The 26,515-nt window shown below is 69.9% G+C and carries 22 protein-coding genes; 3 read left to right on the top strand and 19 right to left on the bottom strand.

What is annotated here, in order from left to right:
• Nucleotides 1–46: 46 nt before the first annotated feature.
• From AB0M99_RS15275 to AB0M99_RS15220, 12 genes are all read right to left on the bottom strand, one after another.
• Nucleotides 47–826: a TIGR03936 family radical SAM-associated protein gene (locus AB0M99_RS15275; protein WP_365920388.1), complete on the bottom strand. Its 780-nt coding sequence runs from the start codon at nt 824–826 to the stop codon at nt 47–49.
• Between the two features lie 127 nt (nt 827–953).
• Nucleotides 954–2,153, bottom strand: a complete 1,200-nt coding sequence (locus tag AB0M99_RS15270; RefSeq protein WP_365920386.1) for a hypothetical protein — start codon at nt 2,151–2,153, stop codon at nt 954–956.
• A gap of 61 nt (nt 2,154–2,214) precedes the next feature.
• On the bottom strand, nt 2,215–4,140 hold the full coding sequence (locus tag AB0M99_RS15265; protein WP_365920384.1) for a TIGR03960 family B12-binding radical SAM protein: 1,926 nt from the start codon (nt 4,138–4,140) through the stop codon (nt 2,215–2,217).
• Between the two features lie 80 nt (nt 4,141–4,220).
• Nucleotides 4,221–5,759, bottom strand: a complete 1,539-nt coding sequence (locus AB0M99_RS15260; protein WP_365920382.1) for a CYTH and CHAD domain-containing protein — start codon at nt 5,757–5,759, stop codon at nt 4,221–4,223.
• 49 nt (nt 5,760–5,808) lie between these two features.
• Nucleotides 5,809–7,008 (bottom strand): rod shape-determining protein RodA, encoded by a 1,200-nt coding sequence (rodA, locus tag AB0M99_RS15255; RefSeq protein WP_365920380.1) that lies wholly within the window; start codon nt 7,006–7,008, stop codon nt 5,809–5,811.
• A 12-nt stretch (nt 7,009–7,020) separates the two neighbouring features.
• Nucleotides 7,021–9,201 carry a penicillin-binding protein 2 gene (gene mrdA / locus AB0M99_RS15250; RefSeq protein WP_365920378.1) on the bottom strand — a complete coding sequence of 727 codons (2,181 nt, stop codon included), beginning with the start codon at nt 9,199–9,201 and terminating at the stop codon, nt 7,021–7,023.
• Between the two features lie 13 nt (nt 9,202–9,214).
• Entirely contained in the window at nt 9,215–9,919 is a 705-nt protein-coding gene (gene mreD / locus AB0M99_RS15245; protein WP_365920376.1) for a rod shape-determining protein MreD, read from the bottom strand.
• Nucleotides 9,920–9,931: 12 nt separating this feature from the next.
• Nucleotides 9,932–10,873: a rod shape-determining protein MreC gene (gene mreC / locus AB0M99_RS15240; protein ID WP_365920375.1), complete on the bottom strand. Its 942-nt coding sequence runs from the start codon at nt 10,871–10,873 to the stop codon at nt 9,932–9,934.
• A 132-nt stretch (nt 10,874–11,005) separates the two neighbouring features.
• Nucleotides 11,006–12,025, bottom strand: coding sequence for a rod shape-determining protein (locus AB0M99_RS15235; RefSeq protein ID WP_008738981.1), 1,020 nt, complete (start codon nt 12,023–12,025; stop codon nt 11,006–11,008).
• A 296-nt stretch (nt 12,026–12,321) separates the two neighbouring features.
• Nucleotides 12,322–12,732 (bottom strand): nucleoside-diphosphate kinase, encoded by a 411-nt coding sequence (gene ndk, locus AB0M99_RS15230; protein ID WP_365920372.1) that lies wholly within the window; start codon nt 12,730–12,732, stop codon nt 12,322–12,324.
• 76 nt (nt 12,733–12,808) lie between these two features.
• Nucleotides 12,809–13,177: a DUF4233 domain-containing protein gene (locus AB0M99_RS15225; protein WP_365920370.1), complete on the bottom strand. Its 369-nt coding sequence runs from the start codon at nt 13,175–13,177 to the stop codon at nt 12,809–12,811.
• Between the two features lie 2 nt (nt 13,178–13,179).
• Nucleotides 13,180–14,712 (bottom strand): folylpolyglutamate synthase/dihydrofolate synthase family protein, encoded by a 1,533-nt coding sequence (locus tag AB0M99_RS15220; protein ID WP_365920368.1) that lies wholly within the window; start codon nt 14,710–14,712, stop codon nt 13,180–13,182.
• A gap of 118 nt (nt 14,713–14,830) precedes the next feature.
• Between AB0M99_RS15220 and AB0M99_RS15215 the strand changes: the two genes are divergently transcribed.
• Nucleotides 14,831–15,880 carry a rod shape-determining protein gene (locus AB0M99_RS15215; RefSeq protein ID WP_365920366.1) on the top strand — a complete coding sequence of 350 codons (1,050 nt, stop codon included), beginning with the start codon at nt 14,831–14,833 and terminating at the stop codon, nt 15,878–15,880.
• Nucleotides 15,881–15,904: 24 nt separating this feature from the next.
• On the opposite strand, the gene AB0M99_RS15210 is transcribed toward AB0M99_RS15215, so the two are convergent.
• Nucleotides 15,905–17,053, bottom strand: a complete 1,149-nt coding sequence (locus tag AB0M99_RS15210; protein WP_365920364.1) for an ATP-binding protein — start codon at nt 17,051–17,053, stop codon at nt 15,905–15,907.
• A 163-nt stretch (nt 17,054–17,216) separates the two neighbouring features.
• Between AB0M99_RS15210 and AB0M99_RS15205 the strand changes: the two genes are divergently transcribed.
• Nucleotides 17,217–17,786: a vitamin K epoxide reductase family protein gene (locus AB0M99_RS15205; RefSeq protein ID WP_365920363.1), complete on the top strand. Its 570-nt coding sequence runs from the start codon at nt 17,217–17,219 to the stop codon at nt 17,784–17,786.
• Nucleotides 17,787–17,882: 96 nt separating this feature from the next.
• Here AB0M99_RS15205 and AB0M99_RS15200 read toward each other — a convergent pair whose 3' ends face one another.
• Nucleotides 17,883–20,531 carry a valine--tRNA ligase gene (locus AB0M99_RS15200; protein ID WP_365920362.1) on the bottom strand — a complete coding sequence of 883 codons (2,649 nt, stop codon included), beginning with the start codon at nt 20,529–20,531 and terminating at the stop codon, nt 17,883–17,885.
• Between the two features lie 127 nt (nt 20,532–20,658).
• On the opposite strand from AB0M99_RS15200, the gene AB0M99_RS15195 reads away from it, so the two are divergent.
• Nucleotides 20,659–21,594, top strand: coding sequence for a hypothetical protein (locus tag AB0M99_RS15195; RefSeq protein ID WP_365920360.1), 936 nt, complete (start codon nt 20,659–20,661; stop codon nt 21,592–21,594).
• Nucleotides 21,595–21,618: 24 nt separating this feature from the next.
• Here AB0M99_RS15195 and AB0M99_RS15190 read toward each other — a convergent pair whose 3' ends face one another.
• From AB0M99_RS15190 to tig, 5 genes are all read right to left on the bottom strand, one after another.
• Entirely contained in the window at nt 21,619–21,795 is a 177-nt protein-coding gene (locus tag AB0M99_RS15190) for a hypothetical protein (RefSeq protein ID WP_365920358.1), read from the bottom strand.
• Nucleotides 21,796–21,962: 167 nt separating this feature from the next.
• Nucleotides 21,963–23,249, bottom strand: coding sequence for an ATP-dependent Clp protease ATP-binding subunit ClpX (gene clpX / locus AB0M99_RS15185; RefSeq protein ID WP_030229634.1), 1,287 nt, complete (start codon nt 23,247–23,249; stop codon nt 21,963–21,965).
• A 153-nt stretch (nt 23,250–23,402) separates the two neighbouring features.
• Complete coding sequence (locus tag AB0M99_RS15180; protein ID WP_362045227.1) at nt 23,403–24,074, bottom strand: ATP-dependent Clp protease proteolytic subunit; 672 nt, start codon at nt 24,072–24,074, stop codon at nt 23,403–23,405.
• 55 nt (nt 24,075–24,129) lie between these two features.
• Complete coding sequence (locus tag AB0M99_RS15175) at nt 24,130–24,747, bottom strand: ATP-dependent Clp protease proteolytic subunit (protein ID WP_030649990.1); 618 nt, start codon at nt 24,745–24,747, stop codon at nt 24,130–24,132.
• A gap of 286 nt (nt 24,748–25,033) precedes the next feature.
• Nucleotides 25,034–26,428, bottom strand: coding sequence for a trigger factor (gene tig, locus AB0M99_RS15170; protein WP_365920355.1), 1,395 nt, complete (start codon nt 26,426–26,428; stop codon nt 25,034–25,036).
• Nucleotides 26,429–26,515: the final 87 nt, after the last annotated feature.

The raw sequence follows: 26,515 nt of genomic DNA, 5'->3' as shown, positions 1-26,515 counted from the left end.
ACCCAGGTGGCTCCCGAGTGCCAGGGCTGCGCGACGACGACGATCCCTACGCGGCGGGACCTTCCGGCGCCTTCGCGTCGGCGGCTACGGCGGCCGTGGGTGGGGCGGCCGTGACAGCCTCGCGGTCGGGCGCGAGCGGGTCGGTCACCGTGCCGGACTCCTCGTCGAAGAGCCCCTGCGCCAGCCTGGTCACCGCTGCGGGGACCGGCGGCGCCAGGTCGGCCACAGCTCGGAGACCGGACAGGACGTCGTCGGGTCGCACGGCAGGTGTCAGATGCCGAACAACCAGCCGCAGTATCGCACAAGCATTGTCCAGGGTCCTATCAGCCTGCGCGGGAACCGCTTCCAGACTGACGACGGCGCCCCGGGTGTCGAAGGTCCGCATGCCGTTCTTGGTGCGGCGCTGGACCTCCACGCTCTCGGCGGCGAGGAAGGCAGCCACGGCGCGCTCGGCGTCCGCGTGCTCCACGCCGTCCAGGCGCAGCTCCCACACGGAGGCGGTCAGCCGGTCGGCGAGGCCCGAGGTCCGGGCCTCGACGGCGTCGACGATGTCGAGGCCGACGGGCATCGACTCGTCGAGCAGCTCGCGGAGCTTGGCGGGGTCGCGGGGCTCGGCGAGGGCGATCTCCAGGTACTCGGCCTCGCTGCCGGTCCCGGTCGGGGCGGCGTTCGCGTACGAGACGCGCGGGTGCGGGGTGAAGCCCGCCGAGTACGCCATGGGCACCTCGGAGCGGCGCAGGGCCCGCTCGAAGGCGCGCTGGAAGTCCCGGTGGCTGGTGAACCGGAGGCGGCCGCGCTTGGTGTAGCGCAGACGGATGCGCTGCACCACCGGTGCGGGGGGCGGGCCTTCGGGCTGTCGCTTGCCCAGTGGTTCTTCTCCTTGTGCGGGGCTCCGCGCTCGCGCGTCGCCCTGAGGTCTTTGGGAGCCTGCGGGCCACTCCGTGCCCTCCGGCTCACACCTGCTTGTGCAGGGAGACGTCGGGGGCGGGCGTGTTGCCTGCGGCTGTCGTACTACCCAGAGTACGCGCCCGTGACCTCGCCGGTTCCCGGGGCGGCCCGCCGAACAGCGCCCGCCGCACGTCCGCCCGGGCCTCCCGCACCGCCGTGCGGGCGGTCCGCCAGACCTCCCGGACGACGTGCCCGACGGGAGTGGCGAACTGTCGGTAGACCCAGGCGGCGGGCCGCGCGACGAGTCCGCGCCACAGCCGGACGAGCCCCCGCCCGAGGGCCCGGCTGACCCGCCCGGCCAGGTGCCAGGCGCTGAGCAGCAGCCGCCCGAGGGGCGCGAGCACGTACGCGTACAGCCCGCGCGCGACCCAGCCGATCCCGTGGCCGAGCGGTGTCAGCAGGTACCGGTACACGCCGGCCGCGACCGGCACGACGGCGTACCGCCACAGCGCGACCCACGGCCATACGAACAGCGCCCGGCCCAGCCATGCCAGCGCGGCCCCGATCCCGCGGGCCACCCAGGCGGTCCCCTGGCCGACGGGCACGAGCACGTACCGCCACAGCCCGACCCACGGCCACACGAACACGGCTTTCAGCGCACGCGGCACGAACCAGGCGATCGCCCGCCCGAGGGGGGTGAGCAGGTGGGCGTGGATCCCGGTCGCCACCCAGGTGATCCCCGCCGCGGCGGGCCTGAGCAGGTAGCGCAGCAGCGCGCTGCCGCCGGGCGCCAGGACGTAGCGCCACAGCGCGACCCAGGGCCAGACGAACAGCGCCATCCCCAGCGGCCGGAGCAGGTAGGTGTACACCCCGCGCCCCAGCCGGGCCAGCCCCTGGCCGACCGGCACGAGCACGTACGTCAGCACCCCGCGGCCCAGCCACGCCAGTGCTCGGCCGACGGGGGTCAGGACGTACCGCCACAGACCGACCCACGGCCAGACGAACACCAGCTTCAGCAGGGTCAGCGCCGTCCATCCGAGCGCGCGCAGCACCGGCCGCACGGCGTGCTCGTGGAACCAGCGCAGCCCCTGCCCCACCGGCCCGAGGGCGCGCCGGTTCAGTATCCGGGCGCCGGCGACGAGCAGGTCCCAGACCACCCGCACGGGCAGCACGATCAGCACCGCCACGATCCTGACGGGCACCCGGACGACCCCGACGAGGCAGCCGTCCCCCTGCGGTGACGGCTGTGGTTTCTCCAGTTCCATGAAGGTAGAGACACGCGAGGGACCCCCGCCGTTGCGGCGGGGGCCCCTCGTTGTTCAGGCGTTACTTGACGACCGACAACGGCAGCAGCTTCTTGCCCGTCGGCCCGATCTGGATGCTGGTGTCCATCTGCGGGCAGACACCGCAGTCGAAGCACGGGGTCCAGCGGCAGTCCTCGACCTCGGTTTCGTCGAGGGCGTCCTGCCAGTCCTCCCAGAGCCAGTCCTTGTCGAGGCCCGAGTCCAGGTGGTCCCAGGGCAGGACTTCCTCGTAGGTGCGCTCGCGCGTGGTGTACCAGGCCACGTCCACGCCGTAGGCGGGCAGCGTCTTCTCCGCGGCCTCCATCCAGCGGTCGTACGAGAAGTGCTCGCGCCAGCCGTCGAAGCGGCCGCCCGACTCGTACACGGCGCGGATGACGTCGCCGATGCGGCGGTCACCGCGCGAGAGCAGGCCCTCGACGATGCCCGGCTTGCCGTCGTGGTAGCGGAAGCCGATGGAGCGGCCGTACTTCTTGTCCCCGCGGATCTTGTCCCGGAGCTTGCCGAGGCGCGCGTCCGTCTCCTCGGCCGACAGCTGCGGCGCCCACTGGAACGGGGTGTGCGGCTTCGGCACGAAGCCGCCGATGGACACGGTGCAGCGGATGTCGTTCTGGCCGGAGACCTCGCGGCCCTTGGCGATGACGTTGACCGCCATGTCGCCGATCTGGAGGACGTCCTCGTCGGTCTCGGTCGGCAGGCCGCACATGAAGTACAGCTTCACCTGGCGCCAGCCGTTGCCGTACGCGGTGGAGACGGTCCGGATCAGGTCCTCTTCCGAGACCATCTTGTTGATGACCTTGCGCATGCGCTCGGAGCCGCCCTCGGGGGCGAAGGTCAGGCCGGAGCGGCGCCCGTTGCGGGTCAGCTCGTTGGCCAGGTCCACGTTGAATGCGTCCACGCGGGTCGACGGCAGGGACAGGCCCACCTTGTCGTCGGTGTAGCGGTCCGCGAGGCCCTTGGCGATGTCGGCGATCTCGGTGTGGTCGGCCGACGACAGCGAGAGGAGGCCGACCTCCTCGAAGCCGGTCGCCTTGAGGCCGCGTTCCACCATCTCGCCGATGCCGGTGATGCTTCGCTCCCGCACGGGGCGCGTGATCATGCCGGCCTGGCAGAAACGGCAGCCGCGAGTGCAGCCGCGGAAGATCTCCACGGACATGCGCTCGTGGACGGTCTCGGCGAGCGGGACCAGGGGCTGCTTGGGGTAGGGCCACTCGTCGAGGTCCATGACGGTGTGCTTGGACACGCGCCACGGCACGCCGGAGCGGTTGGGCACGACACGGCCGATGCGGCCGTCCCGCAGGTACTCGACGTCGTAGAAGCCCGGCACGTAGACGTTGCCGGTCTTCGCGAGGCGCAGCAGCACTTCCTCGCGTCCGCCCGGCCGGCCCTCGGCCTTCCAGGTGCGGGTGATCTCGGTCATGTCGAGGACGGCCTGCTCGCCGTCGCCGATGACCGCGCAGTCGATGAACTCCGCGATCGGCTCGGGGTTGAAGGCCGCGTGGCCGCCCGCGAGGACGATGGGGTGGTCGACCGTACGGTTCCTGGACTCCAGCGGGATGCCCGCGAGGTCCAGCGCCGTCAGCATGTTGGTGTAGCCGAGCTCGGTGGAGAAGGAGAGCCCGAAGACGTCGAAGGCACCGACGGGTCGGTGGCTGTCGACGGTGAACTGCGGCACCTTGTGCTCGCGCATCAGCTCTTCGAGGTCGGGCCACACGCTGTAGGTACGCTCCGCGAGCACGCCCTCGCGCTCGTTGAGCACCTCGTACAGGATCATGACGCCCTGGTTGGGCAGGCCGACCTCGTACGCGTCGGGGTACATGAGCGCCCAGCGGACGTCACACTCGTCCCAGTTCTTGACGGTGGAGTTCAGCTCCCCGCCGACGTACTGGATCGGCTTCTGGACGTGCGGAAGCAGGGCCTCGAGCTGAGGGAAGACCGACTCGGTCATCACGCGACTTTCGTGAAGCGGGCAGGGGGCGACTCTCTAGCGTACCCCGGTGCCCGGACGCCCCCGCTCGCCAAGATCACCGGCTACCCGGTGAGGGCCGCCCGGTGCGCCGGGTCCGCGGCGGCCGCCCAGACGTCGGGCAGCTCCCTTTCCCGCCGTTCGGCCAGGGCTTCCTCGCGGGCGTACAGGACTCCCCAGGTGAAGGCCGACTCCCCCGCGCCCGCCGCCTGGGACGCGATGCCGAGCAGGGCGGTGCGGGCGACGACGCTGTCCTGGTGGTCGCCGAGCACGGTCTGGACCGACTTCATGGCCTTGGCCAGCCGTTTCGCCGGCTTGCCCAGCGCCGGCGCCGCCGCTTCGGCCGCGTACCGGGCGCGCTTGGAGGCCTTGCGCGCCTCGTGCAGGGCGAGGTCGCGCTCGTGGCCCGCGTCCATGGCCAGGGCGCCCTCGACGCGGGTGGCCAGGCGCTCGTAGTCGCCGAGGACGGCCTTGGGCAGGGTGTGCGCGGCGGACCGGGTCGAGGCCCCCAGCAGCGGCGGATCGGCCAGCAGTGCGTCGAGGGAGTCCAGCAGGGTCACGTACCGCTTGCCGTCGAGCACGGCGAGGGCGCGGCGCCGCGAGCCGGAGCGGCGGGTGGTGTTCCAGGTCCGCAGGCGGCTGCGGGCCGGGCCCGCGACCAGGGTGCGCGGGAGCTCTCCGAGGCGGGTCCGGATCCGCTCCAGCAGCACCTCCTGGTCGCGGTCGACGCCCAGTTCGGCGGCGAGCCAGCGCAGTTCCTCGCCGATGGGGTCGGTGGCGGTGCGGTCCAGCACCTTGCGGTACGTCTTGAAGGCGCTGCGGAGCCTGCGGGTGGCGACCCGCATCTGGTGGACGGAGTCGGGCAGGTCCCGGCGTACGGCCGGGTCGTGGGCGATCAGGGCGTCGCGCTGTTCGCGCAGGTACGAGAGCACGTGCGCGCCCGCCGTGCCCTCGGCGGGACCGCCCCCGGGCCGGGTCGGGGGCTCGCCGCCCGTCTCGGCGAGTGCGCGGGCGAGCTTCGAGGGGGCGTCGGAGACCCGCAGCCCGGCCGCGGCGAAGGTCTGCTCGACGGCGTCGAGGAGTGCCGGGTCGACCCCGTCGGCGAGTTCCACCTCGACCTCGGTCCAGGAGGCGGTCCGCTCGCCCCGCTCGGCCCTGACGCGGTCGGTGGACAGTTCCGCGAGCAGGGCCCCGTCGGCGTCCAGGAGATGGCTGAGCCGGCGCGAGGAGACCAGCCTGACCTGCGGTTGCAGGGCGGAGTCCCGGACGCGGGAGCGGACCAGGGCGGCCAGGGCGCGCGGGACCGTGTCGCCGAGCGGTGCGCCCACCTCGTCGCGGACCCCGGGCGACACGGGCAGTTTGAGGTGCCAGCCGGCGTCCGCGCCGCCGGTCCGGCGCCGCAGGGTGAGGCCGTCGGCGGCGAGCCGCTGGTCGGGGGTGTCGTAGTAGGTGGCGTCGAGCTCGACGGCCCCCTGGTCGGAGACGGCCGTGATCCCGGCCGTGCCCGTCAGGTCCGGCACCTCGCGCCGGGCCCCTTTGGACTGCTTCTTGTGGGCCCGGGTGAACTCGAATTTCCGCTCGATCTCACGCTTCGTGTCCGCCATAGACCGAACTTAGTCCTGAACGGAACGCGGCGGCAGAGTGAACTCCGGATTAGGCCGACAACGGCCGTTGGACCTTGATCGATTGGAGCAGGCCGATGGCCACCCACACGGCGAACATCGAGGATCCCCCGTAGGACACGAACGGCAGCGGAAGCCCCGCGACCGGCATGATCCCCAGGGTCATACCGATGTTCTCGAAGGCCTGGAAGGCGAACCAGGCGATGATCCCGGCGCAGACGATCGTCCCGTACAGCTCGGTGGTCTCGCGGGCGATCATGCAGGCCCGCCACAGCACGATGCCCAGCAGCGCCAGGATCAGGCCGGCGCCGATGAAGCCCAGCTCCTCCCCCGCGACCGTGAAGACGAAGTCGGTCTGCTGCTCGGGGACGAACTGGCCGGTGGTCTGCGAGCCCTTGAACAGCCCCGAACCCGTCAGGCCGCCGGAGCCGATCGCGATGCGCGCCTGGTTGGTGTTGTAGCCGACGCCCGCCGGGTCGAGCTCGGGGTTGGCGAAGGCCGCGAAGCGGTTGATCTGGTACTCGTCCAGGACGCCGAGCTGCCAGATCAGGACGGCCCCGGCCACGCCCGAGCCGAGCAGGCCCAGCACCCAGCGGTTGGAGGCGCCGGAGGCCAGGAGCACGCCGAGCACGATGACGACCATGACCATGACGGAGCCGAGGTCGGGCATCAGCATGACGATGCCCATCGGTGCGGCCGCGAGGCACAGCGCCTTGACGACCGTGCGGTGGTCGGGGTGGGTCAGGTCGCCCGCGTCCACCCGGGTGGCCAGCAGCATCGCCATGACCAGGATGATCGTGATCTTCACGAACTCGGAGGGCTGGAGGGAGAATCCGCCGCCGATCACGATCCACGCGTGGGCGCCGTTGATGGTGGCGCCGAGCGGGGTGAGCACGGCGAGGATCAGCACCAGCGAGAGCCCGTAGAGGACCGGCACGGCGCCGCGCAGGGTGCGGTGGCCGAGCCAGACGGTGCCGATCATCAGCACGAGGCCGATGCCGGTGTTCAGGGCGTGCCGGGCGAGGAAGTAGTACGGGTCCCCGTTGTTCAGCGAGGTCCGGTTGCGGGTCGCCGACCACACCAGCAGCGCGCCGATGAGGGACAGCGCGAGGGCGGACAGGAGTATCGGCCAGTCGAGCCGGCGCACCACGGAGTCGCGGGCGGTGAGCTTGGCCATCGCCCCGCGCTCGGGCGCGTACCGGGAGACGGAGAACTTGTTGGCGGTCGGCATGTCTTTCGGTCCTCAGTCGTGCTGCGCGGGGCGCTGGGCGGGCGGGCCGGCGAGCGCGGGCGGCGCCGCCTCCTCCGGGGACGGCGGCACGTACGGCCGGATCTCGGGGGAGTCGATGGAGCCGTCGGGGTAGATCTTGGGCAGCTTCGCCTCCGGCCCCAGCAGCAGGGCCTTCTTCAGGTCCTGCTTGCCTTCCATGTCGAGACCGTAGATGGCGTTGTAGATGTTGCGGACGGCGGGGCCGGAGGCTCCCGAGCCGGTGCCGCCCTGGGAGATCGTCATGACGATCGTGAAGTCCTTGGTGTAGGTCGCCAGCCAGGAGGTGGTCTGCTTGCCGTAGACCTGGGCGGTGCCGGTCTTGGCGTGCATCGGGATCTTGTCCATGGGCCAGCCGCCGAACCGCCAGGCGGCGGTGCCGCCGGGCTCGACGACCATGCGCAGGCCGTGGTCGAGGTCGCTGATGGTCTGCGCGTCGACGGGCAGCCTGCCGTGGGCCTGGGGCTTGATCATCTCGATGTGCTTGCCGTCGGGGCTGATCACGGCCTTGCCGACGGTGGGGTCGAAGAGGGTGCCCCCGTTGCTGATGGCGGAGTAGGCGGTGGCCATCTGGATGGGGGTGACGAGGACGTCGCCCTGGCCGATGGCGAAGTTGATGCTGTCGAACGCCTTCAGCTGATTGCCTTCGAGGCAGCTCTCGTAGGCGATCTGCTCGACGTAGGTGCCGCCCTTCTTGCCCTGCTTGCACCAGGAGTCCTTGTTGGCCGCCCAGAAGCTCTTCTTCCACCGGCGGTCGGGGATGCGGCCGCTGACCTCGTTCGGCAGGTCGATCCCGGTCTCGGAGCCGAGTCCGAACTCGCGGGCGGTCCGGTAGAACCAGTCGTGGGCGTCCTTCTTGGGCTTGAGACCGCCGTCGCGGTTCCACTCCTTGTGCCCGAGGGCGTAGAAGACGGTGTTGCAGGAGAACTTGAGGGCCTCGCCGAGGGTGATGGGGCCGTGTCCCTTGGACTCGAAGTTCGCGAAGCTCCGGCCGCCCATGTTGTAGGAGGCGCTGCAGTTGTACTTGTCGTCGAAGGCGTAGCCGGCCCGTACGGCCGCGCTCGCCGAGACAACCTTGAAGATGGAGCCGGCGGGGGCCTGGCCCTGGATGGCCCGGTTGAGCAGCGGGTAGTTGGACTTCTGGCTGGTGAGGTTGGCGTAGTCCTTGCCGGAGATGCCGCCGACCCAGGCGTTGGGGTCGTAGTCGGGCTGGGAGGCCATCGCAACGACGCGGCCGGTCTTGGCCTCCATGACGACGACGGCGCCCGAGTCCGCCTCGTACTTGCGGCCGGTGATGTTGTCGGTCTCGTTGCGGACGACCTTCATCGCCTCTTGGAGCTCGTACTCGGCCACGGCCTGGACCCGGGCGTCGATGCTGGTGATGAGGGTGGATCCGGGTACGCCCGCGTCGGACTGGGTCTGGTGCATGACCCGGCCGAGGTTGTCGACCTCGTACGAGGTGACCGTCGCCTTGCCGCGCAGCTGCCTGTCATAGGTGCGTTCGATGCCGGAGCGGCCGACCTGGTCGGAGCGCAGGTGCGGCGAGTCGGTGTCCTTGGCCTTCTGGATCTCGTCGTCGGTGACCGGCGAGAGGTAGCCGAGCACCTGTGCGGAGCGGGCCCCGCCGGGGGCCGGGTAGCGGCGGACGGCGGTGGGCTCCGCGGTGATGCCGGGGAAGTCCTCCGGGCGTTCGCGCAGTTGCAGCGCCTGCTGCGTGTTGGCTTCGAGGGTGATGGGGATCGGCTGGTACGGGGAGCCGTTCCAGCAGGGCGCGGGGGTCTCGGAGTCGCAGAGGCGGACCTTCTCCATGACCTCCTTGGGGGTCATGTCCAGGACGTCGGCGAGGCGGGTCATGACGCCCTTGCCCTTGTCCTTCATCTTCATCAGGGCCGTGCGGCTGGCCGAGACGACCAGGCGCGTCTCGTTGTCGGCGAGCGGTACGCCCCGGGCGTCGAGGACCGGCCCGCGCACGGCGGGCCGGACGACCCGCTGGACGTGGTTGCTCTTCGCCTCGTGGTAGTACTCCTCGCCGTTTCGGATCTGGAGGTACCACAGGCGTCCGCCGAGGGTGATGAGCATCGAGACGACGAGTACCTGGATGATGACGAGGCGGATCTGCACCCGGGAGGTGCGGCCGGTCTCGGGGATGTTGGTCACGTCCGCTCCCTCCTCAGAGTTTCTTGATGCTCTTCACACCCTTGACGCCCTTGACACCCTTTATCCGGCCGGCCCGGTTGGCGCGGCTGCGCGCGGTCTTCATGCGCAGGCCGCCGCGCTGGCTGCCGATCCGCAGACCGGTGCCGCCGGCCAGCCAGCCGGAGGCGAAGTCCTTGCCCTGCGGCGGGCCGCCGTTGGCCTCGACGGCCATCGGGTCGTTCTCGGAGCGCCGGGCGAGCGCCATGATGAACGGCACCGTGAAGGGGGCGAGCAGCAGGTCGTAGAGGACGGCCGTGAACAGCAGTCCGGTCAGCCCCACGTGCCGGGCGGCGGTGTCGCCGACGAGCGCTCCGACACCGGCGTAGAGCAGCGTGGAGGCGAAGGCGGCGCCCACGACGGTGAGCATCGGGCCCCAGGCCGAGCGGAACCGTCCGCTGTCGGGGCGGACCAGCCCGGCGATGTAGCCGATGACGCACAGGACGAGCGCGTACCGGCCGGCTGCGTGGTCGGCGGGCGGGGCCAGGTCGGCGAGGAGTCCGGCGGCGAAGCCGATGAGGGCCCCGCTGACGTGCCCGTACACGAGTGCGAGGGCGACGACGGTGAGGAGGACCAGGTCGGGCACGGCGCCGGGCAGTTGGAGCCGGCCCAGGACGGAGACCTGGAGGACGAGGGCGACCACGACGAGCGTGCCCGCGAGCAGGATCCGGTTGAAGCGCATGGCGGTCAGCTCCTACTCGTCGGCCGGCTTGCCGGACGCAGTGGCGGACGGGGTGACCGTGACGGTGACCGTCGGGATGGGCTTGGGCGCCTCGGGCTTGGGCGGCAGGACGGCGTCGCGCGGGTCCTCGCGCGGAGGCATCACGACGACGCCGACGATGTCGAGGCGCGAGAAGGAGACGGCCGGCTTCACCCAGACGGTGCGGGTCAGGTCTCCGCGGGAGGGGTCGACCTTGATGACCTCGCCGATCGGCACGCCGGGCACGAAGGGCTTGTTGCCGCGCGAGCCGAAGGTGACGAGCCGGTCGCCGGGGTTGATCCTGGCCTTGCCGTTGAGCATCTGGACGGACATCGCGCGGTCGCCCTGGCCGGTGGCGAAGCCGAGCTCGCCGGTCTTCTCCAGGCGGGTGCCGACGGTGAAGTCCGGGTCGTTGGCGAGCACCACGGTCGCGGTGTCGGGGCCGACGGTGGAGACGCGGCCGACGAGGCCGTCCCCGTTGATGACGGTCATGTCGCGCTCGATGCCGTCCTTGCTGCCGGCGTCGATGGTGACGGTCCAGGAGAAGCCCTGGGCCGCTCCTATGGCGATGACCTCGGCGCCCTTGATGCCGTACTGTCCGGCGCCCGCGCGCTTGAGCATCTCGTCCAGCTCGCGGATCCGGCTGCGGGTCTGGTCGTCGCTGCCCAGCTTGGCCTTCAGGAGGGCGTTCTGGCGCTCCAGCACGGCGATCCGGTCGTGCCGCTCGCCGGAGTCCCGTACCGCCCCTATGGCGTTGGCGACGGGGTCGACGGCGGTCGACACGCCCTTCTCGACCGGGCCGAAGACCGCTGCGGCGGCCTGCCGGGCGCCGTCGACCGGCGACTCCTCGCCTGCCCTGATGTCCACCGTGATCAATGCGAACGCGATGGCGATCAGAAGCACCAGGAGCAGCCGGCTCTCTCGTGTGTCCCTCACGTGCGGCGGCCGTGCCTTCCTCGTCGTAATTCTCTTTTGCCTGTATATCAACGATCCGCCGCACGGGCCCGGTAGCACCCGTACGGCGGATCCTTGTGTTCCGCATGGCCCTCCGGCAGGGAGGGGTGTGTGTCAGCGCCGGGGCTGGGCGTCCAGGACCTGCTGGAGGGCCTCGAACTCCTCGACGCACTTGCCGGAGCCGAGCGCGACGGAGTCGAGCGGGTCCTCGGCGATGTGGATGGGCATGCCCGTCTCGCGGCGCAGCCGCTCGTCGAGGCCGCGCAGCAGGGCGCCGCCGCCGGTCAGGACGATGCCGCGGTCCATGATGTCGCCGGAGAGCTCCGGCGGGCACTTGTCCAGGGTGGTCTTGACCGCGTCGACGATGGCGTTGACCGGCTCCTCGATGGCCTTGCGCACCTCGGCTGCCGAGATGACGACGGTCTTCGGCAGCCCGGACACCAGGTCGCGGCCGCGGATCTCGGTGTGCTCGTCCTTGTCGAGGTCGTAGGCCGACCCGATGGTGATCTTGATCTGCTCGGCGGTGCGCTCGCCGAGGAGGAGCGAGTACTCCTTCTTGATGTGCTGGATGATCGCGTTGTCCAGCTCGTCGCCGGCCACCCGGATGGACTGCGCCGTGACGATTCCGCCGAGGGAGATGACGGCGACCTCGGTGGTGCCGCCGCCGATGTCCACGACCATGTTGCCGGTGGCCTCGTGGACGGGCAGGCCCGAGCCGATGGCGGCGGCCATGGGCTCTTCGATGATGTGCACCTGGCGGGCGCCGGCCTGCGTGGACGCCTCGATGACGGCGCGGCGCTCCACTCCCGTGATGCCGGAGGGCACGCAGACCACGACGCGCGGGCGGGCCAGGTAGCGGCGCTTGTGGATCTTGAGGATGAAGTACCGGAGCATACGCTCGGTGATCTCGAAGTCGGCGATCACGCCGTCCTTCAGGGGCCGGACGGCGACGATGTTGCCGGGCGTCCGGCCGATCATCTTCTTCGCCTCGGAGCCGACCGCGAGAATTCCGCCGGTGTTCGTGTTGATGGCGACCACGGACGGCTCGTTCAGAACGATTCCCCGGCCCCTCACGTACACCAGCGTGTTGGCGGTCCCGAGGTCGATCGCCATGTCACGGCCGATGAACGACATGTTGTTCCCCTTGTTCCCCATGAGGAGCGTCTGGCCTTCCAGTTGATAGCGGCTGCTGTCAGGTCGGCGAGGTGGGTGTGTGGGTGGAGGCCCCATCGTAGTGCCGCAGGTACGGACATCGCGCGACGGGACTCCGGCAATCCCGCCGGAACGGATACCCGTCCCCTTAGTGGTGACGTCGGGTCCTGCACATGCGTTCCCGCTACGGCTCATGAATACCGAAGGGCGACCGAAATTACTTCGGTCGCCCCAGGTCATGAGCGCTATTTGGCTGATGTTGAGTCAGAAAAGAGTGATCACAGCGCCGGGAAGAACAGCTTCAGCTCACGCTCGGCGGACTCCTCGGAATCCGAGGCGTGGATCAGGTTCTCCCGGGTGACGGTGCCGAAGTCGCCGCGGATCGAACCGGGCGCCGCGGCGATCGGGTCGGTGGGTCCGGCCAGCTGGCGGACACCCTCGATCACGCGTTCCCCTTCGACGACCAGGGCGACGACGGGACCGCTGGACATGAAGCCCATGAGGGGCTCGTAGAAGACCTTGCCCTTGTGCTCGCCGTAGTGCGCCTCAAGGGTCTCCTGGTCCAGCGTGCGCAGCTCCAGCGCCGGGATGGTCCAGCCGGCCTTCCGCTCGATGCGGCCGATGATCTCGCCCACCAGACCGCGGCGGACGGCGTCGGGCTTGAGCAGGACGAGGGTGCGCTGGGTCATGTTTCGGCTCCTTGCGGCATACGGGTGCGGTGGGACGAATCTACAGGGCCGTCGGAGGCCGTCGGATCGGTACCCGTCACGCAGCGTCAGGCGCGGTCGGCGGCGCCGCCGATTCCTGCGCCGCGGCCCAGCGGGCCTTGATCGAGTCGATCTTGCGGCCGTAGTGCACCGAGCACCACCACAGTGCCGCGAACGCCGTTCCGAGGATGAACATCATCGGTACGACCAGCCCGCTCAGGAACAGACCGATCTGGAGCGCCCACCCGATCTGCACGGCCCCGGGCCGCGAGAGCATCCCGCACAGCAGGACCGACAGCAGCATGGCGATCCCGCAGACCGTCCAGACCGCCGCCTGCGTCAGGTCCGGGTTCTTCATCGCCACGAGTCCCGCGAACCCGATCACGAAGAACTCGGCGATCAGCGTGCTCGCACACAGTGTGCGCATCCTCAGCCCCTCCCCAGCAGCAGGCGGGCCTCGCCCACCGTGATCACGGACCCGGTCACCAGGACACCGGCCCCGCCGTACTCGGCCTCTTCCTCCGCCAGGGTGATCGCCGCCTCGATGGCGTCGTCCAGCCGCGGCTCCACCTGCACCCGGTCCGGCCCGAAGACCTCCACCGCGATCGCGGCGAGCTCGTCGGCCCCCATCGAGCGGTGGCTGGAGTTCTCCGTCACCACCACCTCCGCGAGGATCGGCTCGAAGGCCTCGAAGAGCCCCCGCACGTCCTTGCCCTCGCTGGCGCCGACCACGCCGATCAGCCGGCTGAAGCCGAAGGACTCGGTGACCGCCTCGGCCGTGGCCGCCGCGCCCGCCGGGTTGTGCGCCGCGTCCAGGACCACCGTCGGGCTGCGCCGCACGACCTCCATCCGGCCCGGCGAGGTCACCGAGGCGAAGGCCTTGCGCACCGTGTCGGCGTCCAGCACCCGCGCGCCGTCGCCGCCGACCCCGAAGAAGGCCTCGACCGCGGCCAGCGCCACGGCCGCGTTGTGCGCCATGTGGGCGCCGTACAGCGGCAGGAAGATGCCGTCGTACTCGCCGCCCAGCCCGCGCAGCGTCAGCTGCTGGCCGCCGACGGCGACCTCGCGGGTCACCACGCCGAACTCCATGCCCTCGCGGGCCACCGTCGCATCGACCTCGACGGCCTTCTTCAGCAGCACCTGCGCCGCGTCCACCGGCTGCTGCGCCAGGATCACGGTGGCGCCCTGCTTGATGACCCCGCCCTTCTCCTGCGCGATCTCGCCCGGCGTGGAGCCGAGCCGGTCCGTGTGGTCCAGGCTGATCGGGGTGACCACCGCGACCGAGCCGTCGATCACGTTGGTCGCGTCCCAGCTGCCGCCCATGCCGACCTCGACCACGGCGGCGTCCACCGGGGCGTCCGCGAAGGCCGCGTAGGCCATGCCGGTGAGGACCTCGAAGAACGACAGCCGGTACTGCTGGGCCGCGTCCACCATCTCCACGTACGGCTTGACGTCGTGGTAGGTCTCCACGAACCGCTCGGCGGTGATCGGCGCCCCGTCCAGGCTGATCCGCTCGGTGATCGACTGCACGTGCGGGCTGGTGTAGCGGCCCGTGCGCAGCTCGAAGGCGTTCAGCAGGGCCTCGATCATGCGGGCCGTGCTGGTCTTGCCGTTGGTGCCGGTGACATGGATGGACGGGTACGCGCGCTGCGGCTCGCCCAGTACGTCCATCAGCGCCGCGATCCGCGACACCGACGGCTCCAGCTTGGTCTCGCCCCAGCGGGCGGCCAGCTCCTGCTCCACCTCCTGCAGCGCCTTCGCCACCTCGGGGTCGACGGGCGCCTGGGGCACCGGGTCGCCCTGGGGCGGGCCGGCCTGGGCGCGCAGGGTGCGGCTGCCCGCCTCGATCACCGCCAGGTCGGGGTCACGGTCGGACTCTGCCGCCACGATCCGGTCGAACTCGTCGGGTCCGGCGGAACCGTCGAAGGGGCCGTCGTGGCTGTCGGGCTGCTGCTCACTCACGGAGCCCAGTCTACGGACGCGGACCCCAAGGACTTTCGGCCCGGCCGTTTCGGGACCTTCGGCGACGGAAGCGACCGTATCGTTATGCAAGCCTTGCGGGCAGGAGATTGGGGAACAAATGCCGCAGGCCAGCACCAACAAGACAGCATCCAGCCGCGACATAGGGATAGACCTCGGGACGGCCAACACGCTCGTCTATGCGCGGGGGCACGGCATCGTCCTGAATGAGCCGTCCGTGGTCGCCGTCAAGGCGGGCACGACCACGGCCCTGGCCGTAGGCGCCGAGGCCAAGGAGACCATCGGCCGCACCCCCGGCTCCATCACCGCGATCCGCCCCCTCAAGGACGGCGTGATCTGCGACTACGAGGCCGCCGAGGAGATGATCCGGCACTTCGTCCGCAAGGCCGTCCCCGGCCGCCGGACCCGCACCCGGATGGTGATCTGCGTACCGTCCGGGGTGACCCCCGTCGAGCGGCGGGCCATCGTCCACGCCTCCACCCGGGCCGGCGCCAAGGTCGTGCACCTGATCGAGGAGCCCATGGCGGCCGCGATCGGCGCCGGACTGCCGGTGTCCGAGCCGCGCGGCTCGATGGTCGTCGACATCGGCGGCGGCACCTCCGAGGTCGCCGTCATCTCGCTGGGCGGCATCGTCACCTCCCAGTCGCTGCGCGTCGGCGGGGACCGGCTGGACGCCGCGATCATGGACTATGTGCGCAAGGAGCACTCGCTGCTCATCGGCGAGCGCTCCGCCGAGGACATCAAGGTGGGCATCGGCTCGGCCTGGCCCGTGCCCGGACAGCCCGAGCTGGAGACCCGCACCTTCACCGTGCGGGGCCGCGAGAAGGTCGGCGGCATGCCCAAGACGCTCCAGCTCGCCGCCACGGACGTGCGGGCCGCGCTCGACGAGCCGATCGAGGCGATCATCGCCGCGGTGCGCACCACCCTGGAGGAGTGCCCGCCGGAACTGTCCGGCGACGTGATGGAACACGGCATCGTCCTGACCGGCGGCGGCGCACTGCTGCCCGGCCTGGACCTGCGCATGGCCTCCGCGACCGGCATCCCGGTCTTCGTGGCGGACGACCCGCTGGACTGCGTGGCGCTGGGCTCCGGCAGGTGCGTGGAGGACCTGGACACCCTGAGCAGCCTGCTGGCCCCGGCCCGGGCCTGACCGGCTCGGGACGGGCCGCGCGGCTCAGCCGCGCGGGAGGGTGGCCACGACCTCGTACGCGTCCGGGGTGCGCGTCGCCTTCAGGTCCCCGCCCAGGCTGCGCACGCGCTCCGACATGCTCGCCGTGCCCGAGCCCGCCGAGACCGGGGCCCTGGTCGGGCTCCGGTCGGGCAGGCCGTTGCGCACGGCGATCCGCAGCCGGTCCCCCTCCGCCGTGATCGACACCTCGATGGTCTCGCCGCGGGCGTGCTTGGCCGCGTTGGTCAGGCACTCCTGCACCACCCGGTAGACCGCCGCCTGCCGCAGCGGCGACACCCCGTTCACGTCCGGGTCCATGGCCAGCCGTACGGGCGAACCGGCCCGGCCGCTCTCCTCCGCGAGCGCCGCCAGCCCGTCGACGCCCGGGGTCGAGGCCCGCTCCCCCCGCTGCACGATGATCTCGTTCAGCACCAGGTGGGCCCGGCGCGCCGTGTCCGCGAGCTCCTCGAAGTCCTTCGCGTACGCCGTCTCCCGCGCCCGCATCGACAGCACCTCGGAGCGCACCGTGAGCAGCGTCAGCTCCCGCCCGACGAAGTCGTGGACGTCGCGTGCGACCGAGGTCCGCTCCTGCTGGACGGCCTGGAACACGGCGGACTCGGCCCGCCGGGCGGCGATCTCGCGCACCAGGTCGTGCCGGTAGGCGGCGATGCCCACGGCCGAGGCGAGCACCCCGATGGGCACGACGAGGCTGAGGAAGGAGCTGAGGGTCTCGACCCGCTGCTCGGGCCAGTCCGGCACTCTGAACAGCACCAGCGCGAAGGCCACGTACCCGAGGGTGGCCAGGATCCCGGCCCGGCGCCCGCGGTAGCGGCCGACCGAGTAGAGCGCGAACTGGATCAGGGTGAGCTCGTGGAGCCAGCCGATGAAGAGCAGCGCGGCGAGGAACGAGACCCACGGCGCCCGGCGCCGCACCAGCAGGCTCGCGCAGCCCGCGGCGAGCACGAAGGCGGCGGCGGGGCCGCTGAGCGAGTTGTCGGCGGCCGCCAGACCCGGCAGGTCCAGCGCCATCAGGGCGAAGCAGCTCAGTGCCGCCAGCACGTCCAGCGTCCGCGGTGACCCGGACCAGCCCTCGCTGAGCCGGCGGCCGGTGGCCGCGGCCCAGTTGAGCGCCGAGGCGACGGGCTTGACGTGCATGTCCCCCATCATCCGTCGTCGGCGGCCGCGATCCGATCCAGCCAACGCCGCAAATGGAGTGATATACCGCACTCCAGTCATCACGGAAAGGGGCCGGAAGGCCCTGCGGGCCGCGACCTTCCGCCCTGCCGGGGGGCGCCGCGGCTCTCGTAGCGTCGAAAGAATGACGACCGATGACACCCGCCCCGTCCGTACCTCCCTGGGTACGGCACTGCTCCTGCTGATCGGTGGCCTGATCGGCACGCTGGCCTCGGCCGTCCTCACGTACGACCGCATCCGCACCCTGGAGGACCCGCTCTTCACACCCGGATGCAATGTCAACGCGGTCCTCAGCTGCGGCGACGTGATGACCACCTGGCAGAGCAACCTGCTGGGCTTCCCCAACATGCTGCTCGGCATCGCCGGCTTCGCGGCGCTGGCGGGTCTGGGCGCGGCCCTCGTGGCCGGCGCCGCGTTCCCCCGCCGGCTGTGGCTCGTCCTGTGGGCCGCGACCGCCGCGGGCTTCGCCTTCACCGTGTGGCTGATCAGCCAGTGCCTGTACGTGATCGGGGCGCTCTGCCCGTGGTGCATGGTCGTCTGGGCGGTGATGATCCCGCTGTTCTGGTACGTCACCCGGCAGCTGGCCGCGCCCGGCTCACGGCTGCGGGCGGTCCCCCACTGGCTGGTCCCGGCCGCCCTGTACGCGGTGCTCGCCGGGCTGATCCTCGGACAGTTCGGCACCCGCCTGCTGTGATGCCGGCCCCGGCACGGGGAAGGCATACGGGGAAGGCCCCCACATCGACCGACGGTGTGGGGGCCTTCCCTGTGTGCTCTGCCTTCGTACGGGCTGCTAGGCGGCGGGCAGCGCGTCCAGCTGGGCCTGGAGCCGGGCGATGTCCGCCTCGGCCTTGGAGAGCCGGCCCTTGATCTTGTCCACGACGTTGTCGGGAGCCTTGGCGATGAACGCCTCGTTCCCGAGCTTCGCCTCCGCCTGCTGCTTCTCCTTCTCGGCGGCGCCCAGGTCCTTGGTCAGGCGCTTGCGCTCCGCCGGGATGTCGATGGTGCCCGACAGGTCGAGCGCGACCGTGGCACCGGCGACGGGCAGGGTCGCGGTGGCGCTGAAGCCGTCGCCCTCCGGCTGGAGGCGCAGCACCTGGCGGATGGCGGCCTCGTGGGCTGTCAGCGAGGTGGCGGACAGGTCCAGGCGGGCCGGGACCTTCTGCTTGTCGTCGAGCCCCTGCTCCTTGCGGAACCGGCGGACCTCCCGGACCAGGCTCTGGACGGCCTCGATCTCGGCCTCGGCGGCCGCATCGCGGAATCCACCCGGGGCGTCGGCCCCAGGAACGGACACGGACTTCGGCCAGTCGGCGATCACGAGGGACTCACCGCCGGTCAGCGCGGTCCACAGCGTCTCGGTGACGAAGGGAACCACCGGGTGCAGCAGCCGCAGCATGACGTCGAGGACCTCGCCGAGGACCCGGGCGGAGGCCTTGGCCGGCTCGCCGCCCGCGAAGAAGGTGGTCTTCGACAGCTCGACGTACCAGTCGAAGACCTCGTCCCACGCGAAGTGGTAGAGGGCGTCCGACAGCTTCGAGAACTGGTAGTCCTCGTAGAACGCGTCGGCCTGAGCGACCGTCTCGTTCAGCCGGGACAGGATCCAGCGGTCGGTCGCCGACAGCTGCTCGACCGGCGGCAGGTCGCCCTCGATCGTGGCGCCGTTCATCATCGCGAAGCGCGTGGCGTTCCAGATCTTGTTGGCGAACTTGCTGGAGGCCTGGACCCAGTCCTCGCCGATCGGGACGTCGACGCCCGGGTTGGCGCCGCGGGCCAGGGTGAAGCGGACGGCGTCGGAGCCGTACTTGTCCATCCAGTCCAGCGGGTTCACGGCGTTGCCGAAGGACTTCGACATCTTCTTGCCGCGCTCGTCGCGGACCATGCCGTGCAGGGCGATGGTGTGGAACGGCGGGGTGCCGTCCATCGCGTAGAGGCCGAACATCATCATCCGGGCGACCCAGAAGAAGAGGATGTCGTAGCCGGTGACCAGGACGGAGTTCGGGTAGAACTTCGCCAGGCTCTCGGTCTGCCGCGGCCACCCGAGCGTGGAGAACGGCCACAGGCCCGAGGAGAACCAGGTGTCGAGGACGTCGGTGTCCTGGGTCCAGCCCTCGCCCGCGGGCGGCTGCTCGTCCGGTCCGACACAGACGACCTCGCCGTTCGGGCCGTACCAGACGGGGATGCGGTGGCCCCACCACAGCTGGCGCGAGATGCACCAGTCGTGGAGGTTGTCGACCCAGTCGAAGTACCGCTTCTCCATCTCCTGCGGGTGGATCTTGACCTTGCCGTCGCGAACCGCGTCACCGGCGGCCTTCGCGAGCGGACCCACCTTGACCCACCACTGCATGGACAGGCGCGGCTCGATGGTGGTCTTGCAGCGCGAGCAGTGGCCCACGGAGTGGGTGTACGGGCGCTTCTCGGCGACGATGCGGCCCTCGGCGCGCAGTGCGGCGACGATGGCGGAACGGGCCTCCAGCCGGTCCAGGCCCTGGAAGGGGCCGTGGGCCGTGATGATGGCGTGCTCGTCCATGACGGCGAGGTTCGGCAGGCCGTGACGCTGGCCGATCTCGAAGTCGTTGGGGTCGTGCGCCGGGGTCACCTTGACGGCGCCGGTGCCGAACTCCGGGTCGACGTGCTCGTCGGCGACGATCGGGATGCGGCGGCCGGTCAGCGGCAGCTCGATCTCGGTGCCGACCATGTGCTTGTAGCGCTCGTCCTCGGGGTGGACGGCGACGGCCGTGTCGCCCAGCATCGTCTCGGCGCGGGTCGTCGCGACGACGATGGAGTTCTCACCCTCGCCGTAGCGGATGGAGACGAGCTCGCCGTCGTCGTCCTGGTACTCGACCTCGATGTCCGAGATCGCGGTGAGGCAGCGCGGGCACCAGTTGATGATGCGCTCGGCGCGGTAGATCAGCTCGTCGTCGTAGAGCTTCTTGAAGATGGTCTGGACGGCCTCGGAGAGGCCCTCGTCCATGGTGAAGCGCTCGCGCGACCAGTCGACGCCGTCGCCGAGGCGACGCATCTGGCCGGAGATCTGACCGCCGGACTCGCCCTTCCACTGCCAGACGCGCTCGACGAACGCCTCACGGCCCAGGTCGTGGCGGGACTTGCCCTCCTTGGCGAGCTCGCGCTCGACGACGTTCTGGGTCGCGATGCCGGCGTGGTCCATACCGGGCTGCCACAGGGTCTCGAAGCCCTGCATGCGCTTGCGGCGGGTCAGGGCGTCGATCAGCGTGTGCTCGAAGGCGTGGCCCAGGTGGAGCGAGCCCGTGACGTTCGGCGGCGGGATGACGATGGTGTACGGAGGCTTCTCGCTCTTCTCGTCGGCCTCGAAATACCCACGCTCTACCCAGCGCTCGTAGAGCTTCCCCTCTACGTCGGCCGGCGCGTACGTGGTCGGCAGTTCGGAGTTGGGGGCGCTGGGTGTCTGCGTGTTCTCGGTCACGGGGCACAGTTTAGAGCCGTAACAGTCCAGTCATGAAACCGGCTTTCCCGGGACCCGCGGCCCTGCGCGGCTTCGGCTTCCGACAGGATGTGAGAAACGGATAAGCAACCTCACAGGGGGACGCGGGATGAGTTACAACCAGCCGGGACCGTACGGGCAGCAGCCGCAGCAGCCGGGACCCTACGGGCAGCAGCCCCCGCAGGCACCGGGACCGTACGGGCAGCCCGCCCCCCAGCCCGGTTACGGCTACCCGCAGCAGCCGGGCGTACCGCCGCAGGGATACCCGCAGCAGCCCGGGTACCCCCAGCAGCCCCCGCAGGGCGGCTACGGCTACCCCCAGCAGCAGGCCCCGTACGGCGGGCAGCCCCCGAAGAAGTCCAAGGCGGGCGTCATCATCGCGGTGGTCGTCGCGGTCGCGGTGGTCGCGGGCGGCGGGTACTGGTTCCTGAACAAGGGTGCCGGCAACGGCGATGTCTCAGCTGACACCAAGGGTTACAAGATCGTCCCGCCGGCGACGGTGAACGACTTCAAGAAGAGCGCCAAGGCAGGCGACAGCACCATGGACGACAACGAGAAGAAGGAGACCGAGGCGATCGGGATCAAGAACCCGACCAAGGTCAGCCAGGGGTACGAGATCACCAACCCCGCCAAGCCCCTAGAGGGCAAGTCCCTCAGCTTCTCCGGGTTCTACGGCGAGATCGCCGACCCCGCGAAGACCCTCGACGCCTCCTTCCAGCTGATGAAGACCTCCAGCCTCACGAAGGAGGACAAGGACGCCGATGTGCAGTTCATCGGCTCCCCGGAGACCTTCAAGCCCGCTGGCTTCAGTGGTGCGCTGATGAAGTGCCAGGAGGTGAAGATCGTCTCCAAGAAGCCCTCCACCAACCCGCTGCAGCCCAAGGAAATCACGATGCCGATGTGCATCTGGACGGACTACAGCACCATGGGCATGACCATCGGCATCGACATCGGCAAGGTGATGACAGGCGGCAAGGGCTACACCCTGGCCCAGACGGCCGATCTGAACGCGAAGCTCTACGCCACCGCGCGCGTCAAGGCCTGACAAGCCAGCGCCCGGCACGGGCAGTTACAGCCCGGCAGGGGAGTTGGCGCTCTGCACGTTCGGACCGACCACATAGCCGGTTGAATGCAGGTAGTACTGACAATCGCCCTGATCGGCCGACGCCGGCGAAGCCGCCACCAGCGGCAGCCCGGTAGCGGCGACTGCCACCGCCAGGACTCCCATCACACGGTTCAACTTCACGCTCTTATCCCTCGATCGGAAACGGCTCGAGGGGGAGCCGATCAAGGAAATAACCTCCACACCAGACAGAGTCGAAAATTTGTCTGATTATCCTTGAAGGTGGTCCAGAAACAGAAGGGGCGCCCCCGGTCGGGGGCGCCCCTTCTGCTCCGCGTACCGCCTTGCGGCTACGCCGACTTCTCGTGCGGGCCCTGGTCCTTCGGGACGATCCGCGGGACCAGCGTCGGGTTGACGTTGGAGCGGACCACGTCCGCGGTGATGACCACGCGGGCCACGTCCTTGCGGGACGGGACCTCGTACATCACCGACATCAGGACTTCCTCCATGATGGCGCGCAGGCCGCGCGCGCCGGTCTGGCGGAGGATCGCCTGGTCCGCGATGGCTTCCAGCGCCTCGCGCTCGAAGTCCAGCTCGACACCGTCGAGTTCGAACAGCCGCTGGTACTGCTTCACCAGGGCGTTGCGCGGCTCGACGAGGATCTGGAGCAGGGCCTCGCGGTCGAGGTTGTGCACGGAGGTCAGGACGGGGAGGCGGCCGATGAACTCGGGGATCATCCCGAACTTCACCAGGTCCTCCGGCATGACCTCCTGGAACTGGTCGCTCGCCTCGATCTCGCGCTTCGAGCGGATGGTCGCCCCGAAGCCGATGCCCTTGGCGCCCGCACGCGACTCGATGATCTTCTCCAGGCCGGCGAAGGCGCCGCCCACGATGAAGAGCACGTTCGTCGTGTCGATCTGGATGAACTCCTGGTGCGGGTGCTTGCGGCCGCCCTGCGGCGGGACGGAGGCGGTCGTGCCCTCCAGGATCTTCAGCAGGGCCTGCTGAACGCCCTCGCCGCTCACGTCGCGGGTGATCGACGGGTTCTCGCTCTTGCGGGCGACCTTGTCGATCTCGTCGATGTAGATGATCCCGGTCTCGGCCTTCTTGACGTCGTAGTCGGCCGCCTGGATCAGCTTGAGCAGGATGTTCTCGACGTCCTCGCCGACGTATCCGGCCTCCGTCAGCGCCGTCGCGTCGGCGATGGCGAACGGGACGTTGAGCATGCGGGCGAGCGTCTGGGCCAGCAGCGTCTTGCCCGAGCCCGTCGGGCCCAGCAGCAGGATGTTGGACTTCGCGAGCTCGATCGCGTCGTCACGGCCCTGCGCGCCGCCGTTCTCGCCGGCCTGGACCCGCTTGTAGTGGTTGTACACCGCTACCGAGAGCGCCTTCTTCGCCGGCTCCTGGCCGACGACGTAGCTCTCCAGGAACTCGTAGATCTCACGAGGCTTGGGGAGTTCCTCCCACCGGACCTCGGAGGTCTCCGCGAGCTCCTCCTCGATGATCTCGTTGCAGAGGTCGATGCACTCGTCGCAGATGTACACACCGGGTCCTGCGATGAGCTTCTTCACCTGCTTCTGGCTCTTTCCGCAGAACGAGCACTTGAGCAGGTCGCCGCCGTCACCGATGCGTGCCACGAGGTGCTTCCCCTTCGCCTGGGAGACGCCTGGTTCAGCGCTCCTGGTGCCTCATATCCGACGGTACCTTGCCGGGGGCCCCGTGCGGGGCCCCCTTGACGTGGTTCACATCGCCGAATGCGGCTGTGTGCCCACGCCAACTGGCGGCAAGGATCAGGCCGAGCTCTTGCGGGTGGAGATGATCTGGTCGATCAGGCCGTAGGCCAGAGCGTCCTCGGCCGTGAGGATCTTGTCGCGCTCGATGTCCTCGCGGATCTTCTCCAGCGGGGTCGTCGAGTGCTTGGCCAGCATGGACTCCAGCTGGTCGCGCATGCGCAGGATCTCGTTGGCCGCGATCTCCAGGTCGGAGAGCTGCTCACGGCCGGTGCCGCCGGAGGGCTGGTGGATCAGCACTCGGGCGTTCGGCAGGGCCATGCGCTTGCCGGGGGTACCGGCGGCGAGCAGGACCGCGGCGGCGGAGGCCGCCTGGCCCATGCAGACCGTCTGGATGTCCGGCTTCACGAACTGCATCGTGTCGTAGATCGCCGTCAGCGCGGTGAAGGAGCCGCCGGGGCTGTTGATGTAGATCGAGATGTCGCGGTCCGGGTCCATCGACTCCAGGCACAGCAGCTGCGCCATGACGTCGTTGGCCGAGGCGTCGTCGATCTGCACGCCGAGGAAGATCACGCGCTCCTCGAAGAGCTTCGCGTACGGGTCGTACTCGCGCACGCCCTGCGAGGTGCGCTCGACGAAGCGCGGGATGACGTAGCGGTTGTCCACCTGAGCGCCGGTGTAGAGGCCGCTCGCGGGAGAGAGGTTGTTCATGTGCATCTGGGTGTTCACCATCCTGGTGGCGTTCTGCGGGCTGTCGGCTGCTGGGTACTGACGGTGTGCTCCGGGATCAGGCCCCGGTGCCGCCGCCGCCCGGAACGTTGGACGCGGCCGAGATGATCTCGTCGATGAGGCCGTACTCCTTGGCCTCCTCGGAGGTGAACCAGCGGTCGCGGTCACCGTCACGGATGATCGCCTCGACGGTCTGGCCCGAGTGGAACGCGGTGATCTCGGCCATGCGCTGCTTGGTGCGCAGCAGGTACTGGGCCTGGATCTTGATGTCCGACGCGGTGCCACCGATGCCGGCGGAGCCCTGGTGCATCAGGATGTCGGTGTTCGGGAGGGCGAAGCGCTTGCCCTTGGCGCCGCCGGTCAGCAGGAACTGGCCCATCGAGGCCGCCATGCCCATGCCGATGGTGACGACGTCGTTCGGGATGTACTGCATGGTGTCGTAGACGGCCATGCCGGCCGTCACCGAGCCACCGGGGCTGTTGATGTACAGGTAGATGTCCTTCTCCGGCTCGGCGGCCAGGAGGAGGAGCTGCGCCGTGATCTTGTTCGCGATGTCGTCGTCTACCTGCTGGCCGAGGAAGATGATGCGCTCGCCGAGCAGCCGGTTGTAGACATGGTCGCCGAGGCCGCCACCGATGGACGGCTCACCCGCGGCGTAAGGCTTCAGATTCGTCACGTATCCACCTGCTCGTCTCCGACGGCCACATGCCGTCTCAGCGTCTTGTTCTGGGGCGCGGACCGGCCGTGCGGACGATGCCCACCGGCTTCGGGTACTCCCGTGCCCTCGTATTCATGGACCCTAACGCGCAGGTCGGACAACGCCATCCCGCTTCCCGAACTGTTCGCTCGGAGCGCAAGGTACGGGGGCCCTTGAAACGGTGTGCGGAAGGGCCCGGACGCGACTGCGTCCGGGCCCTTCCGGCACTGCTCAGCGGGTCTCGCGCGGGGCGGGACCCGAGGTGCTACTTGGCCTCTTCGGCCGCGGCCTCGGCGCCACCGTCGACAGCGTTCTCGACGGTCTCGGCGGCCTGCTCCACCTCGTCCTCGTCGTCGGAGAGGTCGACGACCTCACCCTTCGTGTCGACGACCTTGGAGGCCTCGACGACGACCGCGAGGGCCTTGCCGCGGGCGACCTCGCCGACGAGCATCGGGACCTGGCCACCCTCGACGACGGCCTGGGCGAACTGGTCGGGGGACATGCCGGAGGAGGCGGCGCGGCGCATGAGGTGCTCGGTGAGCTCCTCCTGGTTGACGCCCAGCTTCTCCTTGTTGACCAGCGCGTCGAGGACGAACTGGGTCTTGATGCCCTTGATCGCCTGCTCGGAGGTCTCGGCGTCGAACTCCTCGCGGGTCTTGCCCTGGATCTCGAGGTACTTGTCGAGGTCGAGACCCATCTGGCCGAGCTGGTGGTGCTCCAGGTTGTGCGTGCGGGTCTGGACCTCGTCCGCGAGGAGCTTCTCGGGGATCGGGACCTCGACGAGCTCCAGCAGCTTCTCCAGGACGCGCTCCTGGGCCTGCGTGGCCTGGTCGTACTGCTTCATGTTCTCGAGGCGCGTACGGCTGTCGGCCTTGAGGGCCTCGATGGTGTCGAACTCGCTCGCCATCTGCGCGAACTCGTCGTCCAGCTCCGGCAGCTCGCGGGCGGAGACCTTGGTGACCTTGACGGTGACCTCGGCGTCCTTGCCCTCGGCGGAGCCGCCCTTCAGCTGGGAGGTGAAGGTGGCCTCGCCACCGGCCTCCAGGCCCTTGACGGCCTCGTCGATGCCTTCGAGGAGCTCGCCCGAGCCGATGGTGTAGGAGACGTCGGTGGCGACACCGTCCTCCAGCACCTCGCCGTCGACCTTGGCCTCCAGGTCGATGGTGACGACGTCGCCGTCCTCGGCCGCGCGCTCGACGTCCTTGGTGGACGCGAAGCGGCCGCGCAGCTGCTCGACCGACTTCTCGACGTCCTCGTCGGAGACCTCGATGGCGTCGACCTCGACCTCGATGCCGGAGTAGTCCGGGATCTCGATCTCGGGGCGCACGTCGACCTCGGCGGTGAAGGCCAGCAGCTCGCCGTCCTTCAGCTCCGTGATGTCGACCTCGGGCTGGCCCAGCGGGTTCAGGTCGGCCTCGTTGACGGCCTCGGTGTAGAACTTCGGGAGGGCGTCGTTGACGGCCTCCTCCAGCACCGCACCGCGGCCGAAGCGCTGGTCGATGACGCGGGCAGGGATCTTGCCCTTGCGGAAGCCCTTCACCGTGACCTGCTGGTTGATCTTCTTGTACGCCGCGTCGAGGCTGTCCTTGAGCTCCTCGAAGGGCACCTCAACAGTGAGCCGAACCCGAGTCGGGTTCAGGGTCTCCACGGCGCTCTTCACGGTTCGGTCTCCTTGTGGCTGACTGCTGGGGATTCTGCCGTCGCGCTGAGATTCAGCGGTTCGGCGGACTTCGGCCCGGTACATCAG

The organism is Streptomyces sp. NPDC051183 (assembly GCF_040682455.1).
GTDB lineage: Bacteria > Actinomycetota > Actinomycetes > Streptomycetales > Streptomycetaceae > Streptomyces.
The sequence above is the reverse complement of the archived record's forward strand: the minus strand, read 5'-3'. Positions and strand labels throughout refer to the sequence as shown.

Excerpts from the sequence above, each read along its gene's own strand:
- AB0M99_RS15210 (WP_365920364.1), bottom strand. The coding sequence starts at position 17,053 with ATGCACGTCAAGCCCGTCGCCTCGGCGCTCAACTGGGCCGCGGCCACC.
- AB0M99_RS15225 (WP_365920370.1), bottom strand. The coding sequence starts at position 13,177 with ATGCGCACACTGTGTGCGAGCACGCTGATCGCCGAGTTCTTCGTGATC.
- AB0M99_RS15195 (WP_365920360.1), top strand. The coding sequence starts at position 20,659 with ATGAGTTACAACCAGCCGGGACCGTACGGGCAGCAGCCGCAGCAGCCG.
- AB0M99_RS15270 (WP_365920386.1), bottom strand. The coding sequence starts at position 2,153 with ATGGAACTGGAGAAACCACAGCCGTCACCGCAGGGGGACGGCTGCCTC.
- AB0M99_RS15180 (WP_362045227.1), bottom strand. The coding sequence starts at position 24,074 with ATGGTGAACACCCAGATGCACATGAACAACCTCTCTCCCGCGAGCGGC.
- AB0M99_RS15205 (WP_365920363.1), top strand. The coding sequence starts at position 17,217 with ATGACGACCGATGACACCCGCCCCGTCCGTACCTCCCTGGGTACGGCA.
- AB0M99_RS15215 (WP_365920366.1), top strand. The coding sequence starts at position 14,831 with ATGCCGCAGGCCAGCACCAACAAGACAGCATCCAGCCGCGACATAGGG.
- rodA (WP_365920380.1), bottom strand. The coding sequence starts at position 7,008 with ATGCCGACCGCCAACAAGTTCTCCGTCTCCCGGTACGCGCCCGAGCGC.
- mreD (WP_365920376.1), bottom strand. The coding sequence starts at position 9,919 with ATGCGCTTCAACCGGATCCTGCTCGCGGGCACGCTCGTCGTGGTCGCC.
- AB0M99_RS15235 (WP_008738981.1), bottom strand. The coding sequence starts at position 12,025 with ATGTCGTTCATCGGCCGTGACATGGCGATCGACCTCGGGACCGCCAAC.
- AB0M99_RS15260 (WP_365920382.1), bottom strand. The coding sequence starts at position 5,759 with ATGGCGGACACGAAGCGTGAGATCGAGCGGAAATTCGAGTTCACCCGG.
- ndk (WP_365920372.1), bottom strand. The coding sequence starts at position 12,732 with ATGACCCAGCGCACCCTCGTCCTGCTCAAGCCCGACGCCGTCCGCCGC.